Raw genomic sequence first — 24277 nt, 5'->3', positions numbered from 1 at the left:
TACCTGACAACTCAGAGGCGACAGCTATCCAACAAATGGAATGGCACGTAAGCGATGCCCAGAGTCTGGGATTAATCGATAACGAAATTGGCGACCACGGTTTTTCAGCGGCGGAGTACGAAATAGTCCGCCGCGTGATTTATGCTACTGCTGATTTTGAGTACAAGTCTTTAATTAGTTTTTCCGATCAGGCTTTGCAGGCTGGGGCGGCGGCTTTGGCTGCTCGGACTACGATCGTGGTAGATGTGCCGATGGTGCAGGTGGGCATTACGCCTCTGATCCAAAGTACCTTTGCGAATCCGGTTTACTGTTCGATGGAGGCTTTGACACGCCCCCAAAAGGAAAGGACGCGGGCGGCTTGGGGGATTGAAACTTTGGCAAGACGCTATCCTGAAGGGATTTTTGTGGTGGGCCAGGCTCAAACTGCTTTGTCGGCGATCGTGGATTTGATTGAATCGGAGGAAATTCGACCGGCTTTGGTGATTGGGACTCCTTCTGGGTTTGTGGGGGTTGACGTGGCTAAGTCGCGGCTGCACGATTCGATGATTCCTCACATTCGGATTGAGGGCCGCAAGGGTTCTGCGGTGGTGGCTGTGGCTATAGTTAACGGGCTGGTGGATTTGGCTTGGCAAGCTTATGGGCAAGAGGGAAACAGTTGATCGAGAAGTCAGCAGTCATTAGTCATTAGTTATTAGTCGTTCTGGATTATTTCGATCAGTCTTGCGGTTAATTAACCAACTTTCAAACGATCGTTGACTTTCACTGCTGCGTCGGCCGGCTAGCAAACCTTCAACTCCAATATGTTCGTCTAAATCAACCCATTCAATGGCATAACCATCTCCAAGTAGCTGCCAATTATGTCTTTCCTCCGGGGAACCGTGCAACAAACGGGGATACCAAGCTAAGGGAACACTCAAACTGCGACCATCAACTAAGTCCACAATTACTTTTTCATCTGTCACCGTGACTTTAATTACGAGGGGTTCTGTTTCATGTACCAAAGTAGTCATGCCAAGCCTGCAACAATATTTGTTCATATTCCTATACAAGACGAGCAATCTGGTTTAATTCATGCTCTTTGAAGCCTAGATTTTTTTCTAGAGATACAGGATTCATCCAAAATTGGGTAAGTTGCCGATCGCGCTTAACATGAATGTGGGCGGGTTCGCCTCGATCGGAACTAAAAAAGATGAAACTGTAGGGGTTCACCTAAAAAACCGCAGGCATTAGCGGCTATCTTGTGAATTTTGTCAGAATTTTAACCTGCACTCGCTCTTAAATTTGTGGCTACTATCAATATTAATAATCAGCGGGCGATCGCCTTTTTACATCTCTGCTTTGATTAGTGCGATCGCGGTCTTTTTTCCTACCTTTTTTAATTTGCTGGCTCATCTCGACAAACAAATCTCTGCGTAAATAAGGATAGTCGCTCACCCACACGTCACGGCTGGGAATATAAATATCTGAAACTTTGGCAATTCTGCCTAAATCTTCTTGATTTGACATGATTAACATTAAAGCAGCTTGGCCGGGGACAATTCCTTGATGATCTTTCCGCAATGGAGCTCGAAGTGTAGTAGTAAATCCGGTTTTGTCGCCAACTTCTAAGTTGATTCGTGGTTCTAGGTTGTCAACTATTACGAGTTGTCCTTTTTGATTGACTGTTTCTTCTTGACTTGTGACTTCATCTGTAATATATATATCCAAAACTCGTCCTTGCCAAAAACCGCAGTATTGATATTTGCGGCATTCTGCATTCCGCAAACTCGCCCACAAAATCGGCCCCCACAGCCAGTACAAACCAGCTATCAATCCGGTGATTAAAACTAGCGGCCCGACATCGGAACCGACGAAGTTATAAACTACCAGGAGGAAAACTACGGTGACGGCAGAGATTAACATTCGCCTCAAAAAATCGGGCGGTTTTCCCCAGATATATTTGTATTGCGCTCCCGTGGCGACGGCGGGAATTAGTTCTTGAAAGGTTTCGCGGGTTAAGGGAATTAGCATAATTAGTCAGTTGGCAGTTGGCAGTTGGCGGTTGGCAGTTGGCAGTTGGCAGTTGGCAGTTGGCAGTAGTAACAAATTACCAATTACAAATTACCAATTACCAATTACCTACAAGATCTTTTCCAGACCGTAAACGAGCGATCGCAATTCAATGACTTTGCGTATAGACAGCAAGACTCCGGGCATATAACAAGCGCGATCGCTCGTATCGTGTCGTAAAGTATAAACTTGACCGGCGCCGCCAAAAATTACCTCTTGGTGGGCAATTAAACCGGGTAAACGGATGCTGTGAATGCGAATCCCTTCATCCGCCAGTGAACCTCGAGCTCCGGCTAATTTTTCGGTTTCCTCAACTTCTGGCGGATTGAAAGTTTTTCCCATCTCTGCTAACATTTGGGCAGTTTGAATTGCCGTACCGCTGGGAGCGTCGGCTTTTTGATTGTGGTGCAGCTCGATAATTTCTACGTGTTCAAAATACTGAGATGCCGTGACGGCGGCTTGTTGGAGCAAAACCATGCCGATCGAGAAATTGGGTATGATCAAACACCCTGTGCTCGCTTTATCAGCAAATTCAGCTAAGTTTTCAATTTGCTTGCTGCTCAATCCGGTAGTGCCGACTACGGGGCGAATCCCGTAAGCTATAGCCGATCGCACGTTTTCATACACTGACGAAGGGTGCGTAAAATCTACCATCACTCCTAACTGCTTTTCCTGAGCTGCTAATACCAGCATTCCTTGCAAGTCGTCAGTGATGGGAACTTCTAACGGGCCACATCCGGCTAATTCGCCGGCATCGGCGTTGAGGCACGACGGAGAGCGGTCTACAGCCCCAAATAAGGTCATGTCACTAGCATGGGCGATCGCCTTAATTACTTCGCGGCCCATTTTGCCTGCAGCACCGTTAACAATCACCGGAATCGGAAGTTGATTCGCCATAATCTCAAAAATATCCTGAAAGTTCGATCGACTAAATTTTAACGCTTGTGGGAATTTGGGTAAACAAGGAATGAAAGACAGGATTTGTCGGCCAATCTTCCAAAACCCGGTTCCGATTCGAGAAATACTTTGCCAAATCGAGTAATTAGCTTAAAGAAACTCGGTGGCGGCAGAAGTTCTGAAAAAATTACATTCAATCTCATATTAAGCTCAATTCTGTAAGAACAGACTGCAAAGCTAATTTGCACCGACATATTTTTTCTGTGACTGCCAAATTCTCTCGAAATCTTCGATATGTCATGTCTGTCGCAACTGGTCTCAACCTGAGTTCTCAAAACCGACGGGTTAGGATTTTGCCTGCAATGCTTGCGGGCGCGACTGTAACGCTGCTGAATATGGGAGTTCGGCAGTTGGGAGGCCTGCAAAGCCTGGAATTGGGGAGTTTTGACTCGTTAGTGCGCTTGCAGCCAGATTCGGGTCCCGATCCGCGACTGCTGGTAGTGGCAATTTCTGAGGCTGATATTCAAGCTTTGGGGAGATTTCCGATTTCCGACGGTGCGCTCGCTCAAACCTTGGCAAAACTGCAAAAGTATCAGCCAAAAGTCATCGGTTTGGATTTGTACCGGGATTTGCCTCAACCGCCGGGACACGAAGAATTGCTGGCCGCACTGAAAGCACCGAATGTGGTGGCGATCTATAAATTGAGCGATTCAGAAAGTCAGGGAGTGCCTGCGCCTCCGGGGATACCGCCCGATCGGCTCGGTTTTAACGACTTCGTGCTCGATCCTGATGGCGTTGTACGCCGCAATTTGCTTTCAGTTTCGCAACCAGACAAAAAGATTGCTTTATCGTTTTCTGTGCAAGTGGCTTTGCTGTATCTCAAAGACAGAGTACAGCAGAAAAATAGCCCTGTTCATCCCCACCAAATCAATTGGGGAAAGGCAGAATTTGTGCCTTTAACTTCTAACAGCGGTGGCTATGCAAATCTCGATGCCAAAGGCTACCAAATTCTGCTCAAATACCGATCTGGTAAGGAGGTGGTGCGACAAGTCAGTATCAGGCAGGTATTGAAGGGAGAAATTGACCCAAGCTGGGTTAAGGACAAGATTGTGTTGATTGGGACGACTGCACCGAGTACCAGAGATTTGTTTTTGACGCCCTACAGCCCGGTTAAAAAGCAAAGTCCGAAAATGCCGGGGGTGTTGCTGCACGCGCAAATGCTCAGCCAAATATTGAGTGCGGTTTTGGATGGGCGATCGCTATTTTGGGTGTGGCCGGAATGGGCGGAAATTTTTTGGAACGGTGCTTGGGCGATGATTGGCGGGGTTTTGGCTTGGCGGATTCAGCATCCTGTGAGGGCGGGATTGGCTGGGGCTGCGGGATTGATGGGACTGTTGGGGATTAGTTTTGGGATTTTTACTGGGGGTGGGTGGGTGCCGCTGGTGTCGCCGACTTTGGGTTTGGTGGTGACTGGTGTGAGTGTCAGTGCTTACAGGAAGCTTTACGATGCTTTTCACGATTCTCTAACAGGTTTGCCCAACCGGGATTTGTTCGTGGATTGTCTGGGGCGGGCGATCGCCAATACTAGGGGCCGCCGCAGCTATCTGTTTGCGGTGCTGTTTCTGGATTTAGACAGGTTTAAGGTGATTAATGATTCTTTGGGTCATTTGGCGGGGGATGAACTGCTGATGGCGGTGGTGTTGCGGTTGAGGACAAGTATTGGTCGCGCCGATACTGTGGCGCGGGTGGGCGGTGATGATTTTGCGATTTTGGTGAGGAATGTTGATGTTGCTACTGCGGTGGATTTGGCCACTCGAATTCACCAAGCTTTAATTGTGCCTTTTGAGTTGAAGGGGCAGGAGGTGTTTTTGACGGCAAGCATCGGGATTGCCATCGGGGGCGAACCTGCTGCTACTGTCAGTGAACAGCCGGAACACTTGCTGCGGGACGCCCACACGGCGATGTACCGGGCGAAGGCTTTGGGAACGGGAAGGTATCAGGTGTTTAATGCTTCGATGCACGATTTGGCGGTGGAGAGGTTGCAATTGGAAACTGATTTGCGGATGGCCCTCAAGCGTCAGGAGTTTTTGCTGCATTACCAGCCGTTTGTATCTTTGGCAAGCGGGAAGATTATTGGGTTTGAGGCTTTGGTGCGTTGGCAGCACCCGCTGCGAGGTTTGATTTCGCCGATGAAGTTTATTCCGGTGGCTGAGGAAACGGGGGCAATTGTGCCACTGGGTGAGTGGGTGTTGGAGGAGGCTTGCCGGCAGTTGGAGCTTTGGGAGGGAATGTTTGGTTTCGATCGAGCTTTGATTATGAGTGTAAATTTGTCGGGAAAGCAGTTTGCCCAGCCAGATTTGGTCGATCGCATTCAGGTAATTTTGGAAACAACGGGTTTGAGTGCCGAGAGTTTGAAGTTGGAGATTACTGAGAGTGTGGTGATGGAGGATGTGGAGTCGGCGATCGCGGTTTTGAAGCAGATGAAAGCGTTAAATGTCAAGTTGGGAATTGATGATTTTGGTACGGGTTATTCGTCGTTGAGTTATTTGAGTCGGTTTCCTACGGATACTTTGAAGGTTGATAAGTCGTTTGTGGGGCGGATGGAGCTCGAAAGCGAGGGGGAGAATGTGGCGATCGTGCGGACGATTGTAGCGCTGGCTCATGCTTTGGGTATGGATGTGATTGCTGAGGGTGTGGAGACGGCGGCACAATTAGCTAGGTTGAGGTCGATCGGCTGCGAATACGGTCAGGGTTATTTTTTTGCTAAGCCGTTACCGAGCGAGGCTGCGACTGCTTTGATGGCTTCCGATCCGCAGTGGTAGTTGTGGGTTATTAGTTATTAGTTATTGTACGTTAGAGCTAAAATTGAAAGTCGATCGGGTTCCCCAAGCGTATCTCTAATATGTTAGGTGCTAAAATTAATGCTAGGTAAACAAACATGAAGCTGAAAAAAATTGTCATCCATCTCGTTATCGCTCCTCGAAAATTAGCTGAGTATCCTCTTAATTTAGATAACGCTCTCGGTAGCAATAAAGCTGTAATATTTCAGGGTTGTTTAAAATTAAATCAATAAAACTATGACTTACTGTTAGCACAAATTTCAACTAAAACTCTTGAGGCTGAAGCAATTACTTGTTATTCTACAGATATTGATCATTGCCCGATCACCCTTAGCTCAAAAAGGTGTTTCTGCCTGTAAGTGCAGCTTTTCTCCCAACTGCGGATGCTCAAACGAAAGTTCCCGCGCGTGCAAGTGTAGCCGATTCGCAGCAGCCCGACATCCGTAAAGTCGATCGCCCAAAATCGGTATCCCCAACCCTCGAACATCCGCTGCATGAACCCTCAATTGATGAGTGCGTCCCGTCAGCGGCAAAAACTCGACGCGATCGCAATTTCCCTCCCTCGCCATTACCTGAAAGCGAGTAACGCTGGGCTTTCCGCACTCCCAATTGACTTGCTGGTAAGGGCGATTTTCTGGATCGCCCCAAAGTGGAAGATCGATCGTACCTGCATCAACTTTTACAGTACCCGAAAGCACCGCTTCATAAACCTTGTGAACCTGCTTTTTTGCAAATTGCTGCCTGAGTTGACTGCTAGTTTCTTTGTCCCGCGCCAATAGCAAAATCCCAGATGTTTCCAAATCTAAACGATGCACTATGGTTAAATTTAAGCTATCGGGTAACAAGCTACGCAAACGACTGAAAACACTATCTTGATTTTCAAAATAACGACCTGGAACTGACAGCAATCCAGAGGGTTTATTGACCGCAATCAACCACTTGTCTTCATAGATAATTGGTAGCCTTTGCCTAACGGGCAAGATGCCAGTTCCACAATAAATATTATTGCTTGTGGTGAGTAAGGGTTGGGCTTGTAGCCCGCCCGTCGAACCCTGATTTATATTAGAAACAATCGAATTTTGAGCTAATCCTGACAGCAAAAAACCCATCAAATGCTGACACCGATCGCCACAAGCGCCATAAAATTCTCCCTGTATCTTATCGCCCGATGCCGGCCCCCACCAAAACTCAGCCATTGCCAGCGGTTTCAGATTGTTTGCTGCCGCGTAGTGGAGCAATTTTGGCGCGCAACAGTCGCCGGTACCCGTCGGAATAGAATTAGTTGGCATCAATGAGGAGATCGATCGCGATGTCCCCAAAAAATTCACCAGAGTGTAAGCCGCGTGCATTTGCGTCTGAAGTTCGCGGGAAAGTTCTTTTCGCCGCTGTTTCAGCGCCTGCATCCGCCGATCCGCAGCTTCAATTAATTGTTTTAGCGGCTGCAATGTTTCATCCCGCTGTCGTTTCAATTGCCTGCGTTCAATTTTCTCCAAACGGCTTTCTTGATTCAGTTGTTCCAGGGCAATTTCTAGCGTTTCTGCTGCGAGACTTTGACACAGTAACTGGCGTTTTTCGTCTCGCTGATGCTTGCAATTGCGATGCCGATCGCTCAAAACTTGCATTTGCACTTCAAACTCCCGAAACAAGCCTTCATACTCTTGTCGCTGCGGGAGTTGATTCAGTGCAATAAGTTCCTGTTTCATCGCCTCCAATTGAGTTAAGGTGCGGGCTTCCTCGAAAGCCACACGATCTCGTCCCGGAATCGGTGGCACCCACCCATCAACAATGCTGCAACCGTTCAGCAGCCCGGAAAATGCTTTGAGTATCCCCTTTTCCCCCGAAGGCATCTCCACCAGTAATATGCCGTACATCTTCCCTTCGCGATCATAGGAATCGTCAGCCGCCAGGTACTGCATCAAACCCCGCGCGAGCTCCTCGGACATTCGAGTGCGCGGCAGTCTCAGCAGCTCGCCGCTTTGAGGACAACGGCCTTCGTACCAATAATTCGGCTGCGAGTCGATCGACTCCCAATGACAGTCCGTGACATCTAAAAGCGCGTGCATTTCTAACATATTAAATTTGGTTTGAAATCTGAATTAGGACATATCTGCTTGTATTCTGGATGCTTTCGGTCAATCGAAAATCGAAAATCGAAAATCGAAAATCGACTGACCGTATCTTACAGGGGTGTACCCAAAGTGGGAGGGGTGCATAATTTTATACCTACTAGAATTAAGTAAAAATGATTGGTCGCACCCAGCCTGATATGCTAAATTTGTTTCAAAACAGCAGCGAGATTAAGAAAAGCATAAGTTAATATATAAGACCGCAAGCTTGTTATCCCACTAAATTTTTTATGTGCAAGGCGTATGCCAGACCTCTCGACTTCGGCTCCTGAAAACTCCTCAAACCCCCAACCAGCTCTGCTGCCACCGATTTTAAGAATTTTTGCAGCATTTCCAGATTACGATCGGGGCAATAGATTGTACGCCGCAGGAAGGTACGAAGCGGCAGTCCTTTGCTACGGAAAAGCGGTTCAAATCAAGCCGGACTGGGCCAGGGCGTGGCTGAATCTGGGCAAAGCTTACAAGCAACTGCATTCCTACGCAGAAACCGTAGCCTGCGCCGATCGAGCTACAGCAATTAATCCCGAAGAATACTGGGCTTGGATGCTGCGCGGCACAGGGCTGTTAAGTTTGCAAAATCACTCAGAAGCGATCGCCGCTTTCGACACCGCAATTCAAATAAATTCAGAAAAGCACGAAGCTTGGTATCAGCGCGGCAGAGTTTTAGAGGAATTGCAGCAGTGGGATGCAGCCGCAACCTGTTACAAAAAAGCAACCCAACTTCATCCGAATTTACCCGCCATGTGGTATCGGCAAGGCAACGTGTTGGTTCAAGCAGAGCGCTATCCTGAAGCGGTGGCTGCTTTCGAGCGCGCGCTGAAACTCGTCCCGACTAATTGGGAAGCTTGGCTGAACCGAGGTTTGGCTTTGATGAAAGCCGAACGCTACGCTGAAGCTGTAACTTCTTACGATCGCGCCATTCAACTGCAACCACAAAATAGTCTGGCTTGGTTCAATCGGGGCATTGCTTCCGCAAAATTGCACAAATATGCAGAAGCGGTGACAGCTTACGATCGCGTACTGCAAATGCAGCCCAACGACTGCGAAGCTTGGTTTTATAAAGGAATGGCCCTCAAACACCAGTGGGCAGATGCGGCAATTGCTTGTTTCGATCGGGCAATTCAAATTAATTCTTTTTATCCCGAAGCATGGATCGGGCGCGGTCAAACACTGTCAGAATCGAGAGATTTTGAAGGGGCGATCGCTGCTTTTGACCAAGCCGTTCAAATTAATCCGAATTTTCCCGAAGCTTGGCTGGGTAGAGGCATCGCCCTGGCAGGATTGGAACGCTACAAAGAGGCAATTATCGCTTACAGCAATGCCCTACAAATTGAAGGTAATTTTCTAGAAGCTTGGAACTTGCGAGGCGAAGCTTTGGAAAAATTACAGCAATACGAAGAAGCGATCGCCTGTTTTGATAAAGTAATCTCTCTGACTTCAGAAGCAGAAATTACATCAAAAGTAGGGTTGCAGCAAGGCGCCGCGCTGGAAAAATTGCAGCGTTACGAAGAAGCCGTCGCAGCTTACAACCGCGTCCTAAAAATCGTGCCAGACAATTTTGAAGCTTGGTTGAAACGCGGCAACGCTTTGTCAAAATTGCAGCAGTACGAACAAGCTCTAGCATCATACGATCGAGCAATTACCGTCTGGCCGGATAACTATCAAGGCTGGGTACAGCGAGGTCTGATCCTAGGGGAAATGCAGAACTATTCCCAAGCACTCGTCGCTTTTGACCAAGTGATTCAACTCAAGCCAGACAACTGGGAAGCTTGGGCGCAGCGGGGCGACGTTTTGCAAAAATTGCAGCGAACTCAAGATGCCATTAGCTCTTACGGAGTCGCCCTCGAAATCAAACCAGATTACTACGAAGCTCTAGTTAGTCGAGAAGAATTGAGACTTAAGGGCACGATGTCAGGAAAGTGGTGAGGGGAAATTGACAAAAATTTTTGAGTTTTGAAATTGCTTTGTTCTTCGTAACGCTGCGCTGGGGTAAAGTTTTAACCTAAACTTCCCCCTGCAAATCAGCTAATCCGCATTTAATACCATTTCTCTAAAATCGTGCAACACTCTTCGACCCCCCCTAGCCCCCCCGCTGCATTGCGGGGGGAACAAGAATACTGTTGCATTCTTTTTTAAAATTGGTATAAATTGCATGGTAAAAGAAATTTTCACTCTTGTGGGAAGTAGGGGTTGGGCCCGAAAGCCCGCCCTCAACCTACAATTTAAATGAACAACAATTAACAATCGAATTAAGTTGATTATGCGACAAAGATAGGGATTTTCTAACGCCAGATAACTTGTGATAAGCTGATGCACCTCAGCTTAATTATGACTTCTTTTATATAGCATTACTCGGAAATCTCTGCTTCAAAACAGGCATTACCGGACAAGGTTTTTGCTCCTGTAAATTCTCTGGTTTGTTCCAAGTAAAAGGCCCTTTTTTCTCCGCCGCCATCCACAACAAACTTTTTGCTCGCGTCATCGCCACATACAGCAGTCGAAACTCTTCTGCTGTTTTCAAATAACCTGCTTGTTCCCAGGCTTCGCCTAGATTTGGTAAAGGATATTTTTCGTGCAAACTTGCTCGAATCTGCGCTCTCGCTACCTCTGCTAAAGTGAAATCTCCTAAAAATCGGGCTTGCGGCAAAACTCGCAAATTTCCGGGGATGGTTTGTTCGTGCAGAAACGGCAAAAATACGCAGTCCCAATCCAATCCTTTGGCTTTGTGCATGGTAATAATTGTTAGTTGACCTTTGCTGGTATAGCGTTCTTCTATTTTGTCGTCTGCATCCACAGGTTCAAATCTTTCGGAACTGACAATTTCGCTGAGTACATCCAAAATATTCCGCATTGAATTGTTGCCGGCTGTTTGGATTGCTACTCGTTCTGCTAATTTGTCGGCCGTGGCTAATTCTGTTTGGTCGTATTGCAGCGCTAAGGCTAAGAATGAAATGATTTGGTATGGTGGCAATTCTAAGCTAGCTTGCAGCAAACCGCAGCAAAAATAGCGGCATTTGCGAACGGGGTCTGACTGCTGGGGGTCTAGGGGGCCTGGGTAAAGGAATTGTTCGGGGCTGGTAGCAAAAGCATTGTAGTCTTGTTTGGGGATGAGCTGCCGATCGCTCAAAATCTTTAAGGCTGCTTTTAGGTAGTCTGGAGAGTGCGGGCGATCGAGAAATTGCAGCAGTGTTAAGATTTCCCAAGGTACTTGAGAATGTCTGTCCCGTTCTCCCACATCCTCAATTTTAATCCCATATTTGTGCAAATCAAAGCTTAATCCGTGCTTTTTAGGATTTTCTAGCACTTCTTTGATAAACTTACCTTGTTTGTTTTCCCGCACCAAAATAGCCATCGATTTCAGATTTCCTAACGGCAATTTGGCACTATTTTCACCTTCGCTAGCTTCACCGCCTGATTCGATATTTTTGCCATTTATTCCAAATTCAAACTCTGTCGGTAGAAATTCTTCTACTAACTCTATTACCCGCTTGCCAATTAACTCAATTGTATGGTAAATATCGCGGGGAGTATGCAATTCTAATCCTCGACCAATGGGATCAGGATTGGCATTATGCTGCGGGTCATCGCTGGGTACTGGCTTAATAGTTTGGTCGCGAAAAGGCTGTTCGGTTCCCGCTAATTTCGAGCTATTTACCCATTGCAACATAAAGTTAGCTGCATCGATAATCACCTGGGTACTACGGCCTGCGCCGTCCATGGTCGCTAACTTATTTTCTACTTCGCACCGATCGCAAAATTGGTTAAAATAAATCGGGTCTGCGGGAGTGAAAGTAGAATTAATCGCTTGATTTGGGTCGCCAACTCTGATAAAATTGGGAGGTAAAGTAGGACGATCGGGATCGATCGCCAATGTTTCCAAAAGCCGAGTCTGCAACGGTGTCGAATCCTGCGCTTCGTCCTCAAAAACGGCAAATACTTGCTTTTGCTCGATCGCCCTCGCCCTCGGATTTTCCAACACCCGCAAAGCGGCTAAAATCATTTCGTCGTAATCGATGAATTCCCGACTCCTCAACAAAGCCTGATATTTTTGATATAAACCCCCAGCTACCGCTAAAATCTCATAACCATCCCCAGTATCAAGAGCGTTCATTTCTAACAACTGTTCGGGAAATAAACCAGAAGATTTCGCCTCGTGAATCACAGTTTTAGCTACCTGCGGCAAAATTTCCGTCCGCAAAACCGATTGTCGCCGCAGCCTCTCCGTTTCCTCTCCGTCGAATTGCTGTCCTTCCAGCAAAACTTGATATCGGCGGGGATTTTCGGCAATCCAAAGTTCTACACAGGTACGAATTAATCGGTGACTTTGAGTGGGAGTAACTAAGGTTGAATTTTCTAAATTTAAACCCGACAAATCAGGATGTCGCATCGCAATATTCAAAGCTAAACCGTGCAAAGTGTGCACCGCAAAACCGCCTTGAGATAAAGACAATTGGGCCAATCTTTCCCGAATTTTAGCTTTAATATTAGCAGCAGCCGATCGCGTAAATGTCACGACAATTAACTGACGGCGACTGTGAAGCCCGTTGCGGGCGATCGCAATGGCCGACGCAGCAGCCATTCCCGTAGACTTCCCGGCCCCCGGAACCGCCGAAACAGCAAGGGGGCCGCCTTGCCAATCCGCCATGTCCTGCTGGCCCGCACGCAAGCTTTCGCGAATTTTAAGGCAAGCTTGTTCTCGCAAAACCACGGCAGAGTCTAACCCAGAGGAAATGTTGCCAGGGCGATCGATATTCGTTGTCGATCGCATAAAATCAGTATCAAATTCATCAGTCATTATTACATCCGCGTTTATCTGCGTTCATCTGCGGTTAAAAATAAAAAAATATTCAACCTCTACCGTTTCCATTTCGGTATCGGCTAAACTAACACTATCTATTCGAGCTTAAATTAAAACCAGCATAAAATTCAATACCTAAGCCTTTTTTATAGGAATCACCCAAATGAAAACTAACCTCAAAATCAATTCCCCCCCGCCCAAGCCAAACCCAAACTCAGCCCACAGCAGCACAACTCGTTTTGCTGTGGCGGTATTCTTAACTTTATCTTCAGCCATTGCTTTGCCTAGCTGCGGAGGATCTCAACTGACCAGCAGCGCTCCAGGCGGCGCAGATTCACCCAGCATCCGTGAAAACCAAGTTGCCGCATCGGCTCCACAATCGGCACCAGCACCGGAGCCAGCAGCCCAGAGGTCAAAAACTCCTGGTGCATCAAAAAAAGCAGCAGAAACGACCGCAACCCGTCCTCAACTGATTAAAAAAGCCCAACTCAGTGTAGTGGTCAAATCTATTGACGCCAGCACTAAATCTGTTACTAATATTGTCGAAAAACAGCAAGGCGATATCTTGGGTTTTCAAAATCAAAAGCCCCCGGATTCGAGTGTCCGCCAAACGGCTTCTGTGGAGATTCGCGTGCCTCAAGAACGTTTAGAAACGACTTTAGACGCTTTGGCAAAACTCGGAACTGTAGAGAACCGTTCTCTGACGGCTGAGGATGTTACCGATCAATTAGTTGACAGCGAGGCTAGGCTGCGAAACCTTCGCAAATCAGAGGAAATGGTGTTAAAAATTATGGAGCGCTCTGGCTCTGTCGGCGACGTGCTCAAAGCTGCTCAAGAGTTGAGCAATATTCGGGAGTCGATCGAACGCATTGACGCTCAGTTAAAAAGTTTGCGAAATCAAGTAGCCTATTCGACTATTAGCTTAACTCTAGAAGCAGCAGTATCGGCTCAACAAACTCCCGAACCTTCTCTAGGTTTGCGCGTGCAGGAAACTTGGGGGAAAGCGACTCATTCTGTGGGTGAATTGACGCTGGGTTTGTTTGGTTTGGGTATTTGGCTGTTGGCTTACAGTCCTTATTTGCTGTTAATTGGGGCTGCGGTTTACGGCTTTAATCGATTTAAGAAACAGCATTCTGTTCCGACAATTCAAGAACCGAAACCGCCTCAGTAGTCAGTAGTCAGTAGTCATTAGTCATTAGTCATTAGTCATTCCACCCACGTAAAATTTATGTATTGTGGAACGGCCGGAGAACCCGTTCTTAAAACCAACGACAACTAACAACTGACAACTAACAACTGACAACTGACCACTGACAACTGACCACTGACTAATCATCAATTTGCCATCCATCTTTGGTATAGTCTTCATCGACAATCTTTTTCGGACGCATCACCAGCACAACTCGCCCCAAAATAGGAATATCTGGGGATTGTTCAAACCAGTACAATTCTAAATTGCCAGCGTTATCTGCGAGGAAATAACTGTCAGCATCCCACTGTCTTTGAGCTCGATCGGCAATAATCAAAACTTCTTCAACTTTGCCTTGCAGCGGTACCGGCAATTGATCGCTCATTTCCAAAACAGCCACCGGATCTTCAGCGTTCAAAATTACCTGCCATCCGGGAATCGCCACCCAAGCTCCGGCTCCAGAAAATTTTACCATTCGGAACGGCTCGATTTCCTCCGGCAAAGGCACTGCCAGCAAATCTGTCGTAGAAAGCGGCAATTTGCCCACAACCGGGACAACGCGCGGCAATTGTTCTTCGGTATCCAGCCGGTAGACGGGCAAGCGGGGCGCTTCCCGTCTGGAAACTACGGTAAAATCAACGAGCAACTGCTCGATTTGCGCCCTAGCGGTTGGGCTGCTAGCTAATTTTAAACCGCGAGCAATTAAGCGCGATCGCTCTTGCAAATCGCTTTTCTGTCTCGCTAATTGCCAGCATTGGTAAGCCATAGCATCGCCGGGAGTGTCTGTGAACCCTTGGGGGAGACTCCCGAAGTGCGAAAACTCCTTGATCGCTTTAGCAACTTGGCGAGCATCGTCAACATCCAAATTGTGGGTTAGCATCAAAGCAGCCGCCCCGGCACGCTCTACTTGAGAGAGAATCCGAAACTCGTATAAGATATCGCTACCTTTGCCCAAAAAGTGCGATCGAACTTCGTCTGAAGCCCCAGCATTTACCATGCTGGTGTAGACTTGGGCTGCGACGCTTACTTGATTTTGCTGAATTGGCTCAAAACCAGTTTCTTCAAAAATCCTTTGAGAGTTGTAGCCAGCTTTTAGCAGTGCAGTGCAGGCCTGTCCCCACTCTACCCAAGTGCCTTCTTTGCGGCGGAGCGATCGAATTAACTTTTCGGCATCCACAGCAGTTGTGGAGGATGCAGATGCAGGAGGGGATGAATCTTGCGGTGTATCAGTCATAATTGAATCAAAAACTAGCGCTAAGTTATGTGTGGTTGGATACTGGCAAGGCTCGTGTCGCGGCAGAGCGATAGATTAATAGTAAGTGAGTTATGAGACTATTGTTACAGAATAGTTGCTCGCCTAAATTTACAAAGGGGAGTTTATCGTATTGTTATGGATAATGCCATTTCAGAGCTAGATCAAATTAAACGCCAGCTCATGACCCTACACAGACCGAAAAAGCCCAAAATGCTGGTAGTAGACGACGAACCAGACAATCTGGATTTACTCTACCGCACTTTCCGACGAGATTTTAACGTGCTCAAAGCTGAGAGCGGAATTCGCGCCTTGGAAGTCCTCGGCATCGAAGGCGAGGTCGCCGTCATCATTTCCGACCAGCGGATGCCCGAAATGAAGGGGACGGAGTTTTTGAGCAAAACCGTACCCCAGTTTCCGAATACGGTCAGAATTATCTTGACTGGTTTTACGGACATTGAAGACTTGGTGGATGCGATTAACTCAGGACAGGTTTACAAGTATATCACTAAGCCTTGGGACCCGAACGAATTGAAAATGGTGGTGCAAAAAGCGGCCGAGACTTATGAAATTCTCAAGCAGCGGACTGAGGAATTGGATCGCGCCCAAAATCAAATACAACTGTTAGCAACAATTATGCAAACGGCTGTGGATTATCCGAGTTTGGAAGCAAGTTTAGAGCCAATTGCTACTGCGATAAGTGATAATTTTTTGGCGGACTGTTGCATTTTGCAACTGGTGGACGGAAATGTTTTGATGCCACTCCAAGGCTGTCACACCACTGGTTCACCTGTGGAAAATTGGCTGGCAGATGATCCTCTGGTTCGAGAAGCAATTACCTCTCAAACTATTCAGGGTGCTGTGAATATTGGACTCGACACAAACCTAGCGAGTCTGCCTCACTATCAGAAATCCGGCATTCAAGCTCACCTGACCATCCCGGTGGTTCACAAAGGTCGATCGATCGCCCTGATTTCCATGCAGTGGAAGCAACCTTGTTCCCTGCGCCCCGACGAACTCACAACAGTTCACCTCGCCGCTCAAGAAGTTGCTTTGGTATTGACGAGTTTTCAGGGTCATTAGTCATCAGTCAGTCGATTTTAGATTTTAGATTTTAGATTTTAGATTTTAGATTTACTTGCAGCGCAGTGAATCTTGGAGCTTGAACAAAAGTCTAAAATTTTGGAATATTCACGACAATTGTCGGGAGCTTGTACCTGTTTTTGGGCGGGGTCATCAGTCATTAGTTGTCAGTCATTAGTTATTAGTCGGCTCTCTGTCTTGAGTTGAAAATAATAGCAAACGAAGGATTCAAGACAAAATCTCGCGGATAGCTAACAATACAAAGCATTAATGACTGGCGACAGCATGACATGAATGCACGGATTAATTGTTTTTACGTGATGACAAACTAGCCACCAATTACAAATTACCAATCACCAATGACTAATGACTAATAACGCAGAACAAATTAAAACTATATTTAATCGAATTGCACCAGTTTACAATCAATTGAACGACTGGTTGAGTTTTGGGCAACACCGGATTTGGAAGCAAATGGCGGTGAAATGGAGCAGTGCTGGCCCCGGAAATACTTGTTTAGACTTGTGCTGCGGTAGCGGGGATCTAGCTTTGTTGCTGGCTAAACAAGCAGGGCCGACCGGTTGCGTATTTGGAGTAGATTTTTCCGCCGAACAATTGGCCGTGGCGGCCAAGCGCGATCGACCTTTTCTCACCCCTGCAAGTCCCATTTCCTGGGTAGAAGCTGACGCCCTAGACTTGCCTTTTGCTGACAATTACTTCGACTGCGCCACAATGGGTTACGGCCTGCGTAACGTGACTGACATCCCCCGCAGTCTTCAGGAATTGCACCGCGTACTCAAACCCGGTGCCAAAGCAGCTATTCTCGACCTCCACCGCCCCAGCAATTCCCTAATGCGGAGCTTTCAGCAGTTTTATCTAGACAGTCTGGTAGTGCCCATTGCTCAGCAATTTGGAATGACTCAAGAATATGCTTACATTAATCCTAGTTTAGAAAAATTCCCGATCGGCCAGGAGCAAGTCGCGATCGCCAACAAAGCCGGATTTGCCACCGCCACCCACTACCCCATTGCCGGAGCTATGATGGGAGTATTGGTATTAGTCAGTTGACTGTTGTCAGTGGTCAGTGGTCAGTGGTCAGTTGTCAACAGTCAACAGTTAACAGTCAACAATCAACAATTCCCAATTCCCAATTCCCAATTATTGATGAATCCGTCTGACATTTGGCTGTTGTTGGCCCCACCTGTAGTGGGAGGAATTATTGGCTATTTCACTAACGATATAGCTATCAAAATGCTGTTCCGCCCCTATCGAGCGATTTATATCAAAGGGCGGAAGTTGCCTTTCACTCCCGGCTTGATCCCCCGCAACCAAGAGCGTTTAGCAAAGCGAATTTCCGACACAATTATGGGTTCGCTGCTGACGCCACAGGAACTGCAAAACTTAGCGCGCCGCCTCCTGCAAACCGAGCGGATGCAGTCGGTGATTCTCTGGTTGTTGCAGTTGGCGCTGGATCAGGTAAAAGCAGACGCAGAGCAAAAAACCGCTAAAATTCTCGCTAACATTTTGCGAGATTTACTGGGGGAATCTGTGCCGCGAATTCTCAAAGTTTTGGCGCGCCGGGAAGATTTTTTAGAAGCTCAGCTAAATCAAATTTTTGATCAAGTTTTGCTGGAGATTCAGCTAACGGAAGCTCAGGCGGCTCAGCTTGCTGAGTGGTTGTTGCAGGTAGTAATACCACCGGAAGTGCTGCGGCAGGCTTTAATTGACTTTTTGACGGATCGCAATATTTCGATCATCGATGAAGGGTTTCGAGAAAAAACCAGCGGCACTTATTGGGTAGTAGCAAATTTGTTTGGTTTGCGGAACACTTTAACTCGGCTGCGGACTTTTTGTCTGGATGACAGAGAAGCCACAAATCAGCGCTTAGCAGAGTTAACTATTTCTTTGGGGATTCGCGGGCGAATTCAGGAATGGCTGCAAAATTTGTCGATGCAAAATTTACCGGTTTCGACTGTGAGACAGTTGCGAAAAACTATGCGCGACAGTGTTCGCAGCTATGTTCAACAGCGGGGTACAGATGTACTTGAGGGGTTGAGCAAATCTATTGACTGGGAAAATATTTCGCGGTTGATTCTCAATCGCTTGCAAACTTCAGCGGTGATGAGCGCTTCCCTGGAAATTGTCAGCAAAGAACTGGCTTTGGTTTTAGAGCGTTATTTAGAGCGGGATTTAGAAAATATTGTAGCTCAGGCTATCCCGATTTTGAATATTGACCAGGTGATTGTCGATCGAGTCAAAGGTACTTCTCCTGAAGAGTTGGAGTTAGCAATTCAGGGAATTGTCAAAAGCGAGTTGCAGGGAATTGTAAATTTAGGAGGCATTTTGGGCGTTTTTGTCGGCTGTTTGCAGACAGTTGTGCTTTTGCTTCAGCGGTGATTTATTTCGGCAGTTGTGAGATATTTGTTCTAGTCTAATATTCACTAGACTTGCGCCCAAAGTACCAAAAACCCGGTTTTTCCCTAGTATTTGCTACCTAAGCCAGAGGATTTTTGGTATAAACCGGGTTTTTGTGGCCCAATCCTAATTTACTTATTTTCTAAATCTATGCCAGCCCCAAATTCGGACGATCGCACAAACATCCCTAAAAACCCGCGCAACCTCAGCCGCCAACAATACGAGCGTTTAACCGCAGAAATGGCCACTCCCTACCGGCCTCTGCGACAGTTTGTCTATGTAGCTTGTGGCGCTTCGGGCTTTATCGGCGGCTTGGTTTTCCTCGCTAAAATTGCCTCGGGCCGGGAGATTGGTTCTGCTTTGCCTAATTTTGCCCTCCAAGTCGGAGTGGTGGCCCTGATGGTGTTCCTGTTTCGGTGGGAGCAGCGCGCCGAGGGCCGATCCCCGAAGTCGAAGTAACAAAAATGTACAAATCGAGACAAAAATTTATATGAAGCAAGAAAAATTTATAAATATAAAGAAATTATTATGAAATCATGGTTTTCCAGCGATCCCTGTAATTATAAGAAGGTGGCTTCAATTGGGGTCAGCAAATTTAAAGGCCCTAATCATAAACCGCTTGTAATTCGTTCAATTGGGGTCAGCTTTCATAAAGACCCTAAATATATAAAATAAATTTAAGCCCAGCGCCAGCCTTCACTGATAGAAGAGCTGGCGTTCGGCATTTTGCTAGGATCGGGAGATTGAGCGAGAGAATTAGTAGGGTGTGCACCCCGCACAAAGAGGCCAGTAGCAGCGCCCTGAACCGAGTTTTTTGCCTAGCATTCGATATAGGGAATACCAGTTCCCAAAAATCATGCAACTCTTGGCCGATGCTGGAAACCACGATCGTCCTCACTAATTCGCAAATCTCAAATCTCAAATCTCAAATCTCAAAGAGGCCAGTAGCAGCGCCCGGAACCGAGTTTTTTGCCTAGCATTCGATATAGGGAACACCAGTTCCCAAAAATCATGCAACTCTTGGCCGATGCTGGAAACCACGATCGTCCTGACTAATTCGCAATTCTAAAATCTAAAATCTAAAATGGTATAAGTGCTGGGGCGATCGAATAATTTGGCCTTTGCCGAAGACCTGAGCCTGTGCAGTAACTAATGAGATGTGTCAAAGTCGAAGTAGAAAAAGATGTTAGGAGATTTGACTATGGGTCGATCATTTTTCACAAAGCGGTGGACGTTATTTTTAGCAGCAGGCGCGGGAATTGTATTTTACAGTAATGCTGCGGCGGCTGCCGAAAAGGTAGTGCTCAAATACAGTGCGATCCGAATGACTTTACCCGTCAGCGAATTAGAAATTTTTGCAGAAACTGGGCAAATGTCGCCCGCGTTAGAAATGCTGCTGGGAAAAGCAAAAAAAGACCCGGAAGCCGTTCGCAACAGTCTGACAAGACCAGTAAAAGTCAGTCAAAGGTTTTTGGATCAAACGCTTAACAGCAAGGTTGGGGAAATTATTCTCGATGAAGTGGGTCAGGTAATTCGCACTCCTTCTGGGAATGCAAATCGAGAAGCTTTGCGCGAGGCCTTGGTGCTGTCTGCAACTAATGATAACGAGATTACACTGCTGGAAGCGATGAAGAATTATCCGAATTCAGAAGTTTATGTTGAGGGCGATCGCTTAGTTGAAGCTTACGGCAAACTTGTAGCTTTGTCAGAACAATTGGGCGGCGTTTCAGAACGGCTGCAAGACATTTTGAACAAGATTCGTCTGCCTCGATTGTAGTGGATTTGGTCAAGGACGGTTGATTGCTTGGAGCGATCGCAGAATGTTGCTGAACCTGCATCAATTACAGGGGAGTTACATTTTTTTTGTGCAAAATTTGCCTAATTTTTACACGAGTTAAAACAAAATCTAACTCCACCCAAGCTCCAAACCTCACGGGAATCTGTCATTCCTAATTCTAAAATTAAAAATCACAAATCAAATAACTTCGCTGTCAAATCTTTCTCTGGATAGATGTTCGACATCTTACAAAAAATTTATAGAGAAAGAAAACTTTTTTAAAAAAAAATATTTAAAGTAAAAAATGCGGGTAAGAGCTTGTGTATCACCCATAAACTGAAATACGATCTACTGGACATTGGAGATTCTCTATCTTAAAATATATAAATTCTGTCAGGGTCAGGCGCTTGCGAAAAAACGGCTTGTCATTAGTAAGCTTGTTATACAAAAGATGCCATTATACAAGGTATTAGCAAAAGATCTGGATAAAAAACGCTGATACTGCATTCATTAACACTTCCATTTGATCAAGTTTACTTACTGGGTAAGACTAGCAACATGAACAACAATCCTATTCGTTCAAAAGACCGTTTCTTGGTTTTCGGTGCTCCGGCGATCGAAGATGCTGAAATTCAAGAAGTGGTGGCAACCATGAAAACAGGTTGGTTGGGTACAGGCCCTAAAGTCAGGAAGTTTCAAGACGAATTCAATGCTTACAAGGGTTCCCAGTACGCGATTGCAGTCAATTCCTGTACGGCGGGACTGCACTTGAGCGTCCTCGCTGCTTGCTTGGAACCGGGGGATGAAGTCATTACTACTCCGATGACTTTTTGCGCTACAGTTAATGCCATCATCCACGCCGGGGCAACACCAGTATTGGCGGATGTAGATCCGGTGACAATGAATATTGACCCGGCTCAAGTCGAAGCTAAAATCACTTCAAAAACTAAAGCAATTTTGCCGGTTCACTTCGCAGGTCGTCCCTGCGATATGGATGCGCTTTGCGAGATTGCTCGCCGTCACAACTTGAAGTTAATTGAAGACTGTGCTCACGCGATCGAAACAGAGTACAAGGGACGGAAAGCAGGCACATTTGGCGACTTCGGATGCTTCAGCTTTTATGTCACCAAAAACATTACGACCGGGGAAGGAGGAATGATTCTGGCCGCCAGTCAAGAAGACGCCGACAGGCTCAACATTTTAGCGCTGCACGGTATGAGCAAAGATGCTTGGAAGCGCTTCAGCGACTCGGGTTACAAGCACTACCAAGTGGTGGAAGTCGGTTTTAAATACAATATGATGGATCTGCAAGCTGCGATCGGCATTCATCAATTGAAACGAGTCACGCCTTATTGGCAGCGTCGGGAGCAGGTTTGGCAGCGCTACAACGAAGCATTTGCGGATTTGCCGATTACTTTGCCAGCCAACCCCGAACCGGATACAATTCATGCTTATCACCTGTACACCATTCTGGTAGATGAAGCCAAAACTGGAATCAGCCGCGACGAATTTCTCGACGCTATCAATGCTGAAAATATCGGTGTCGGCGTACATTATATGAGTATGCCGGAACATCCTGTCTATCAAAAAATGTTTGGATGGCATACCGAAGATTATCCGAATGCTGGCTACATTGGGCGGCATACAGTTAGCTTGCCGATTTCGGCCAAATTAACAGATGCAGATGTGGAAGATGTAATTGCTGCTGTTAAAAAATGTTTGGCGATCGGCAAAACTAAGAATCCAGCTTTGGCAACAGCAGGCTAAAGTCCTGAAATAGTTTGCCATACAAACATCCTAGCTGTTTTTTAACAAAAGCAGCTAGGATGTTTTTTAACTCCACAACGCCCTTTGGAAGGTAATGATCTAGCAACCTTTTCGGTTCCACCGGAGGTTTTTAATAGCCCAAACCATTGATTTTATTGCATTTACCTTCTGATTTCCCCCAAGGAGGGAGCACGGGTGGTGAACTTCTTCCTTGTTCCTTCTGCTATACCAAATCCGGGTTTAATACCCGGTCGATGGATTTGAGATTTGAAATTTGAGATTTTAGATGCCACAAAAGCGGCCTGTACCATTCTCCGTTCGCTCGGATGCCCAGGTGAGTGAGACCTGATCCGCGGCCGCGATCCGGGAGGTTGTACTCTGGATGTTTTCGGTCAGTTATTTTCGTACGTAATATCCAGGAGAACAGTATGTGTAGCAGCAATTTCAATCGCCACGTTATCTAAAACGCTTGAAAAGCCCTATTTAGTAAGACGCCAAACATCTTGGAAAAATTTTCAGTGCATTTTGGATGCTGCTGTTTCATTCTTTACAGTAAAAATACATAATTTTTGGTTCAGGGCCTTGTCAGTGAATTTACTTAATGTTATGTTGTCACCATACAATCACTGTCAGACGGCAGAATCTACTTTTCAATCAAACAAGACTGGTCTCTAAACCGAGCCTCATTTTTCTATCTCCGTGTTTAGAAACAAGTAGAAAAACTTTAGTTAACTCAAGATGAATCCTATGTTAAAACTGAGTGCTTTATTCCCAATTCATTGCAATGACCGAGCCATCAGCCACGTATTTTTTTCAGTGTGCAAAGAATGGCAAAAACCTGAGCTGAATGCTCGCATGGTTGTCCCGAGTTGCGATCGCTCCTGCCGCAACTCAAATATAGTTGAAGCAATTCCGTCATTACTGACAAACTTGTATTACCGCAGCCCTACTGCTCCCAAAATCAAGGCAGAGAAGCGTTTTCTCAAAGATATCAAAAATTTTGATGTTGCCTACTTGTGGCCCGCTATATCATTAGATACTGTAAAGAGCGTTAACAAGCAAAGTAAGCCGATTTTTTGGGAGCGAGTTAATACTTGTCAAAAGCAAGCTAAGAGTATCCTTGACGATGCTTACTCTCGCTTGGAATTGCAACCTCAACACGCAATTACCCCAGAAAAAATTAAGACCGAAGAGCAAAAACTCAAGCTAGTTGACTTTCTGTTTTGTCCCAGTCCGGCAGTAGTAAAATCATTTCAAGAAGCCGGAGTTCCTGAAGAAAAACTGGTGTTAACCACTGAAGGTTGGTCGCCGTCGCGTTTCCCCAATTATCAATCCCAAAAACCGGCCTCAGAGGAAGTTAACGTCCTTTTCCTAGGTTTTGCCTGCGTCCGCAAAGGGACTCACCTGCTCTTACAGGCTTGGGAGCGAGCTGGGATTAAGGGAAAGCTGACAATTTTTGGCTCCCTCGAACCGGCAATTGCTCACACTTGCAGCCATTTGCTGAAACGTCCTGATGTAGTTCACTTTGATTATGCCTTGGACTACAGTTCTGCCTATCGCCAAGCTGACTTTTTTGCCTTTCCCAGTCTGGAGGAAGGTAGCGCACTCGTTATCTATGAAGCAATGGCTCATGGTTTGCCGATTCTGGCTTCACCGATGGGAGGAGGCGGTGTTGTGCGTGATGGCGTTGAGGGCATAATTCTTCCTCCTTACGATACTGACGCCTGGGTGGAGGCACTACGAAAACTATCTAATTCTCCTGATTTGCGGGCTAAGATGGGAGCCGCCGCCCGCCAGCGAGCTTTGGAGTTTACTTGGCCCAAAGTTGCGGCTAGGCGCGGAGAGCAGATTCGGCAAAAAATGCAGGCAAAATAAAAACTCAATAGGAGAGGACTGACGAAGAGTCCTTATTTGTTAAAATCTTTAAGAAACGACTCTTCGTCCTCACGACTTGCCTGATGAGGGTTATATGACAGGACTAGATATAAGTCCTACTCAAGTTTAAGTAGGGTTTGCTGAATAATTGATCGCAGACCACTAGCAGGAGCGATCGATATATTCAAGGTGAGTTAAATATAAGTTTG

18 protein-coding genes are annotated in these 24277 nt (G+C 46.4%); 11 read left to right on the top strand and 7 right to left on the bottom strand.

Annotated elements, in window-relative coordinates; genetic code table 11:
- The first annotated feature begins 35 nt into the window (after window positions 1–35).
- Window positions 36–659: a precorrin-8X methylmutase gene (locus tag QUA34_RS07250; RefSeq protein WP_015179019.1), complete on the top strand. Its 624-nt coding sequence runs from the start codon at window positions 36–38 to the stop codon at window positions 657–659.
- 18 nt (window positions 660–677) lie between these two features.
- On the opposite strand, the gene QUA34_RS07245 is transcribed toward QUA34_RS07250, so the two are convergent.
- The 4 genes from QUA34_RS07245 to dapB form a co-directional block, all read right to left on the bottom strand.
- A complete protein-coding gene (locus QUA34_RS07245; RefSeq protein ID WP_333328382.1) occupies window positions 678–1010 on the bottom strand; it encodes a DUF2442 domain-containing protein in 333 nt (110 codons plus the stop codon).
- Between the two features lie 31 nt (window positions 1011–1041).
- A complete protein-coding gene (locus QUA34_RS07240; RefSeq protein WP_333385219.1) occupies window positions 1042–1209 on the bottom strand; it encodes a DUF4160 domain-containing protein in 168 nt (55 codons plus the stop codon).
- Window positions 1210–1299: 90 nt separating this feature from the next.
- Window positions 1300–2010 (bottom strand): phosphate ABC transporter permease, encoded by a 711-nt coding sequence (locus QUA34_RS07235; RefSeq protein ID WP_242723651.1) that lies wholly within the window; start codon window positions 2008–2010, stop codon window positions 1300–1302.
- A 108-nt stretch (window positions 2011–2118) separates the two neighbouring features.
- Window positions 2119–2946 (bottom strand): 4-hydroxy-tetrahydrodipicolinate reductase, encoded by an 828-nt coding sequence (dapB, locus tag QUA34_RS07230; RefSeq protein WP_333385216.1) that lies wholly within the window; start codon window positions 2944–2946, stop codon window positions 2119–2121.
- A 299-nt stretch (window positions 2947–3245) separates the two neighbouring features.
- Here dapB and QUA34_RS07225 point away from each other — a divergent pair, with 299 nt between their 5' ends.
- Window positions 3246–5768, top strand: a complete 2523-nt coding sequence (locus QUA34_RS07225) for an EAL domain-containing protein (RefSeq protein WP_333385213.1) — start codon at window positions 3246–3248, stop codon at window positions 5766–5768.
- A 353-nt stretch (window positions 5769–6121) separates the two neighbouring features.
- On the opposite strand, the gene QUA34_RS07220 is transcribed toward QUA34_RS07225, so the two are convergent.
- The gene (locus QUA34_RS07220; RefSeq protein ID WP_333385210.1) at window positions 6122–7858 is read right to left on the bottom strand and encodes a pseudouridine synthase; all 1737 of its coding nucleotides are present in this window, start codon (window positions 7856–7858) and stop codon (window positions 6122–6124) included.
- 297 nt (window positions 7859–8155) lie between these two features.
- On the opposite strand from QUA34_RS07220, the gene QUA34_RS07215 reads away from it, so the two are divergent.
- Complete coding sequence (locus tag QUA34_RS07215) at window positions 8156–9838, top strand: tetratricopeptide repeat protein (protein WP_333229611.1); 1683 nt, start codon at window positions 8156–8158, stop codon at window positions 9836–9838.
- A gap of 412 nt (window positions 9839–10250) precedes the next feature.
- Here the strand turns inward: QUA34_RS07215 and QUA34_RS07210 are convergent, their stop codons facing one another.
- Complete coding sequence (locus QUA34_RS07210; protein ID WP_333385207.1) at window positions 10251–12707, bottom strand: ATP-dependent helicase; 2457 nt, start codon at window positions 12705–12707, stop codon at window positions 10251–10253.
- Between the two features lie 166 nt (window positions 12708–12873).
- Here QUA34_RS07210 and QUA34_RS07205 point away from each other — a divergent pair, with 166 nt between their 5' ends.
- Window positions 12874–13881, top strand: coding sequence for a DUF4349 domain-containing protein (locus tag QUA34_RS07205; RefSeq protein WP_333328831.1), 1008 nt, complete (start codon window positions 12874–12876; stop codon window positions 13879–13881).
- 157 nt (window positions 13882–14038) lie between these two features.
- On the opposite strand, the gene QUA34_RS07200 is transcribed toward QUA34_RS07205, so the two are convergent.
- Complete coding sequence (locus QUA34_RS07200) at window positions 14039–15133, bottom strand: RuBisCO accumulation factor 1 (RefSeq protein ID WP_333328828.1); 1095 nt, start codon at window positions 15131–15133, stop codon at window positions 14039–14041.
- Window positions 15134–15289: 156 nt separating this feature from the next.
- Here QUA34_RS07200 and QUA34_RS07195 point away from each other — a divergent pair, with 156 nt between their 5' ends.
- From QUA34_RS07195 to QUA34_RS07165, 7 genes are all read left to right on the top strand, one after another.
- Window positions 15290–16234, top strand: coding sequence for a response regulator (locus tag QUA34_RS07195; RefSeq protein ID WP_333082437.1), 945 nt, complete (start codon window positions 15290–15292; stop codon window positions 16232–16234).
- Between the two features lie 366 nt (window positions 16235–16600).
- On the top strand, window positions 16601–17302 hold the full coding sequence (gene ubiE / locus QUA34_RS07190; protein WP_333328825.1) for a bifunctional demethylmenaquinone methyltransferase/2-methoxy-6-polyprenyl-1,4-benzoquinol methylase UbiE: 702 nt from the start codon (window positions 16601–16603) through the stop codon (window positions 17300–17302).
- 96 nt (window positions 17303–17398) lie between these two features.
- Complete coding sequence (locus tag QUA34_RS07185; RefSeq protein WP_333213010.1) at window positions 17399–18631, top strand: DUF445 family protein; 1233 nt, start codon at window positions 17399–17401, stop codon at window positions 18629–18631.
- A 168-nt stretch (window positions 18632–18799) separates the two neighbouring features.
- Window positions 18800–19108 carry a DUF3493 domain-containing protein gene (locus QUA34_RS07180; RefSeq protein WP_333057719.1) on the top strand — a complete coding sequence of 103 codons (309 nt, stop codon included), beginning with the start codon at window positions 18800–18802 and terminating at the stop codon, window positions 19106–19108.
- Between the two features lie 742 nt (window positions 19109–19850).
- The gene (locus tag QUA34_RS07175; protein WP_333328822.1) at window positions 19851–20426 is read left to right on the top strand and encodes an alpha/beta hydrolase; all 576 of its coding nucleotides are present in this window, start codon (window positions 19851–19853) and stop codon (window positions 20424–20426) included.
- Between the two features lie 558 nt (window positions 20427–20984).
- Window positions 20985–22193 carry a DegT/DnrJ/EryC1/StrS family aminotransferase gene (locus QUA34_RS07170; protein ID WP_333385203.1) on the top strand — a complete coding sequence of 403 codons (1209 nt, stop codon included), beginning with the start codon at window positions 20985–20987 and terminating at the stop codon, window positions 22191–22193.
- Window positions 22194–22940: 747 nt separating this feature from the next.
- The gene (locus QUA34_RS07165) at window positions 22941–24068 is read left to right on the top strand and encodes a glycosyltransferase family 4 protein (RefSeq protein WP_333385200.1); all 1128 of its coding nucleotides are present in this window, start codon (window positions 22941–22943) and stop codon (window positions 24066–24068) included.
- Window positions 24069–24277: the final 209 nt, after the last annotated feature.

This window comes from Microcoleus sp. POL10_C6 (assembly GCF_036701585.1).
Classification (GTDB): domain Bacteria; phylum Cyanobacteriota; class Cyanobacteriia; order Cyanobacteriales; family Microcoleaceae; genus Microcoleus.
The sequence above is the reverse complement of the archived record's forward strand: the minus strand, read 5'-3'. Positions and strand labels throughout refer to the sequence as shown.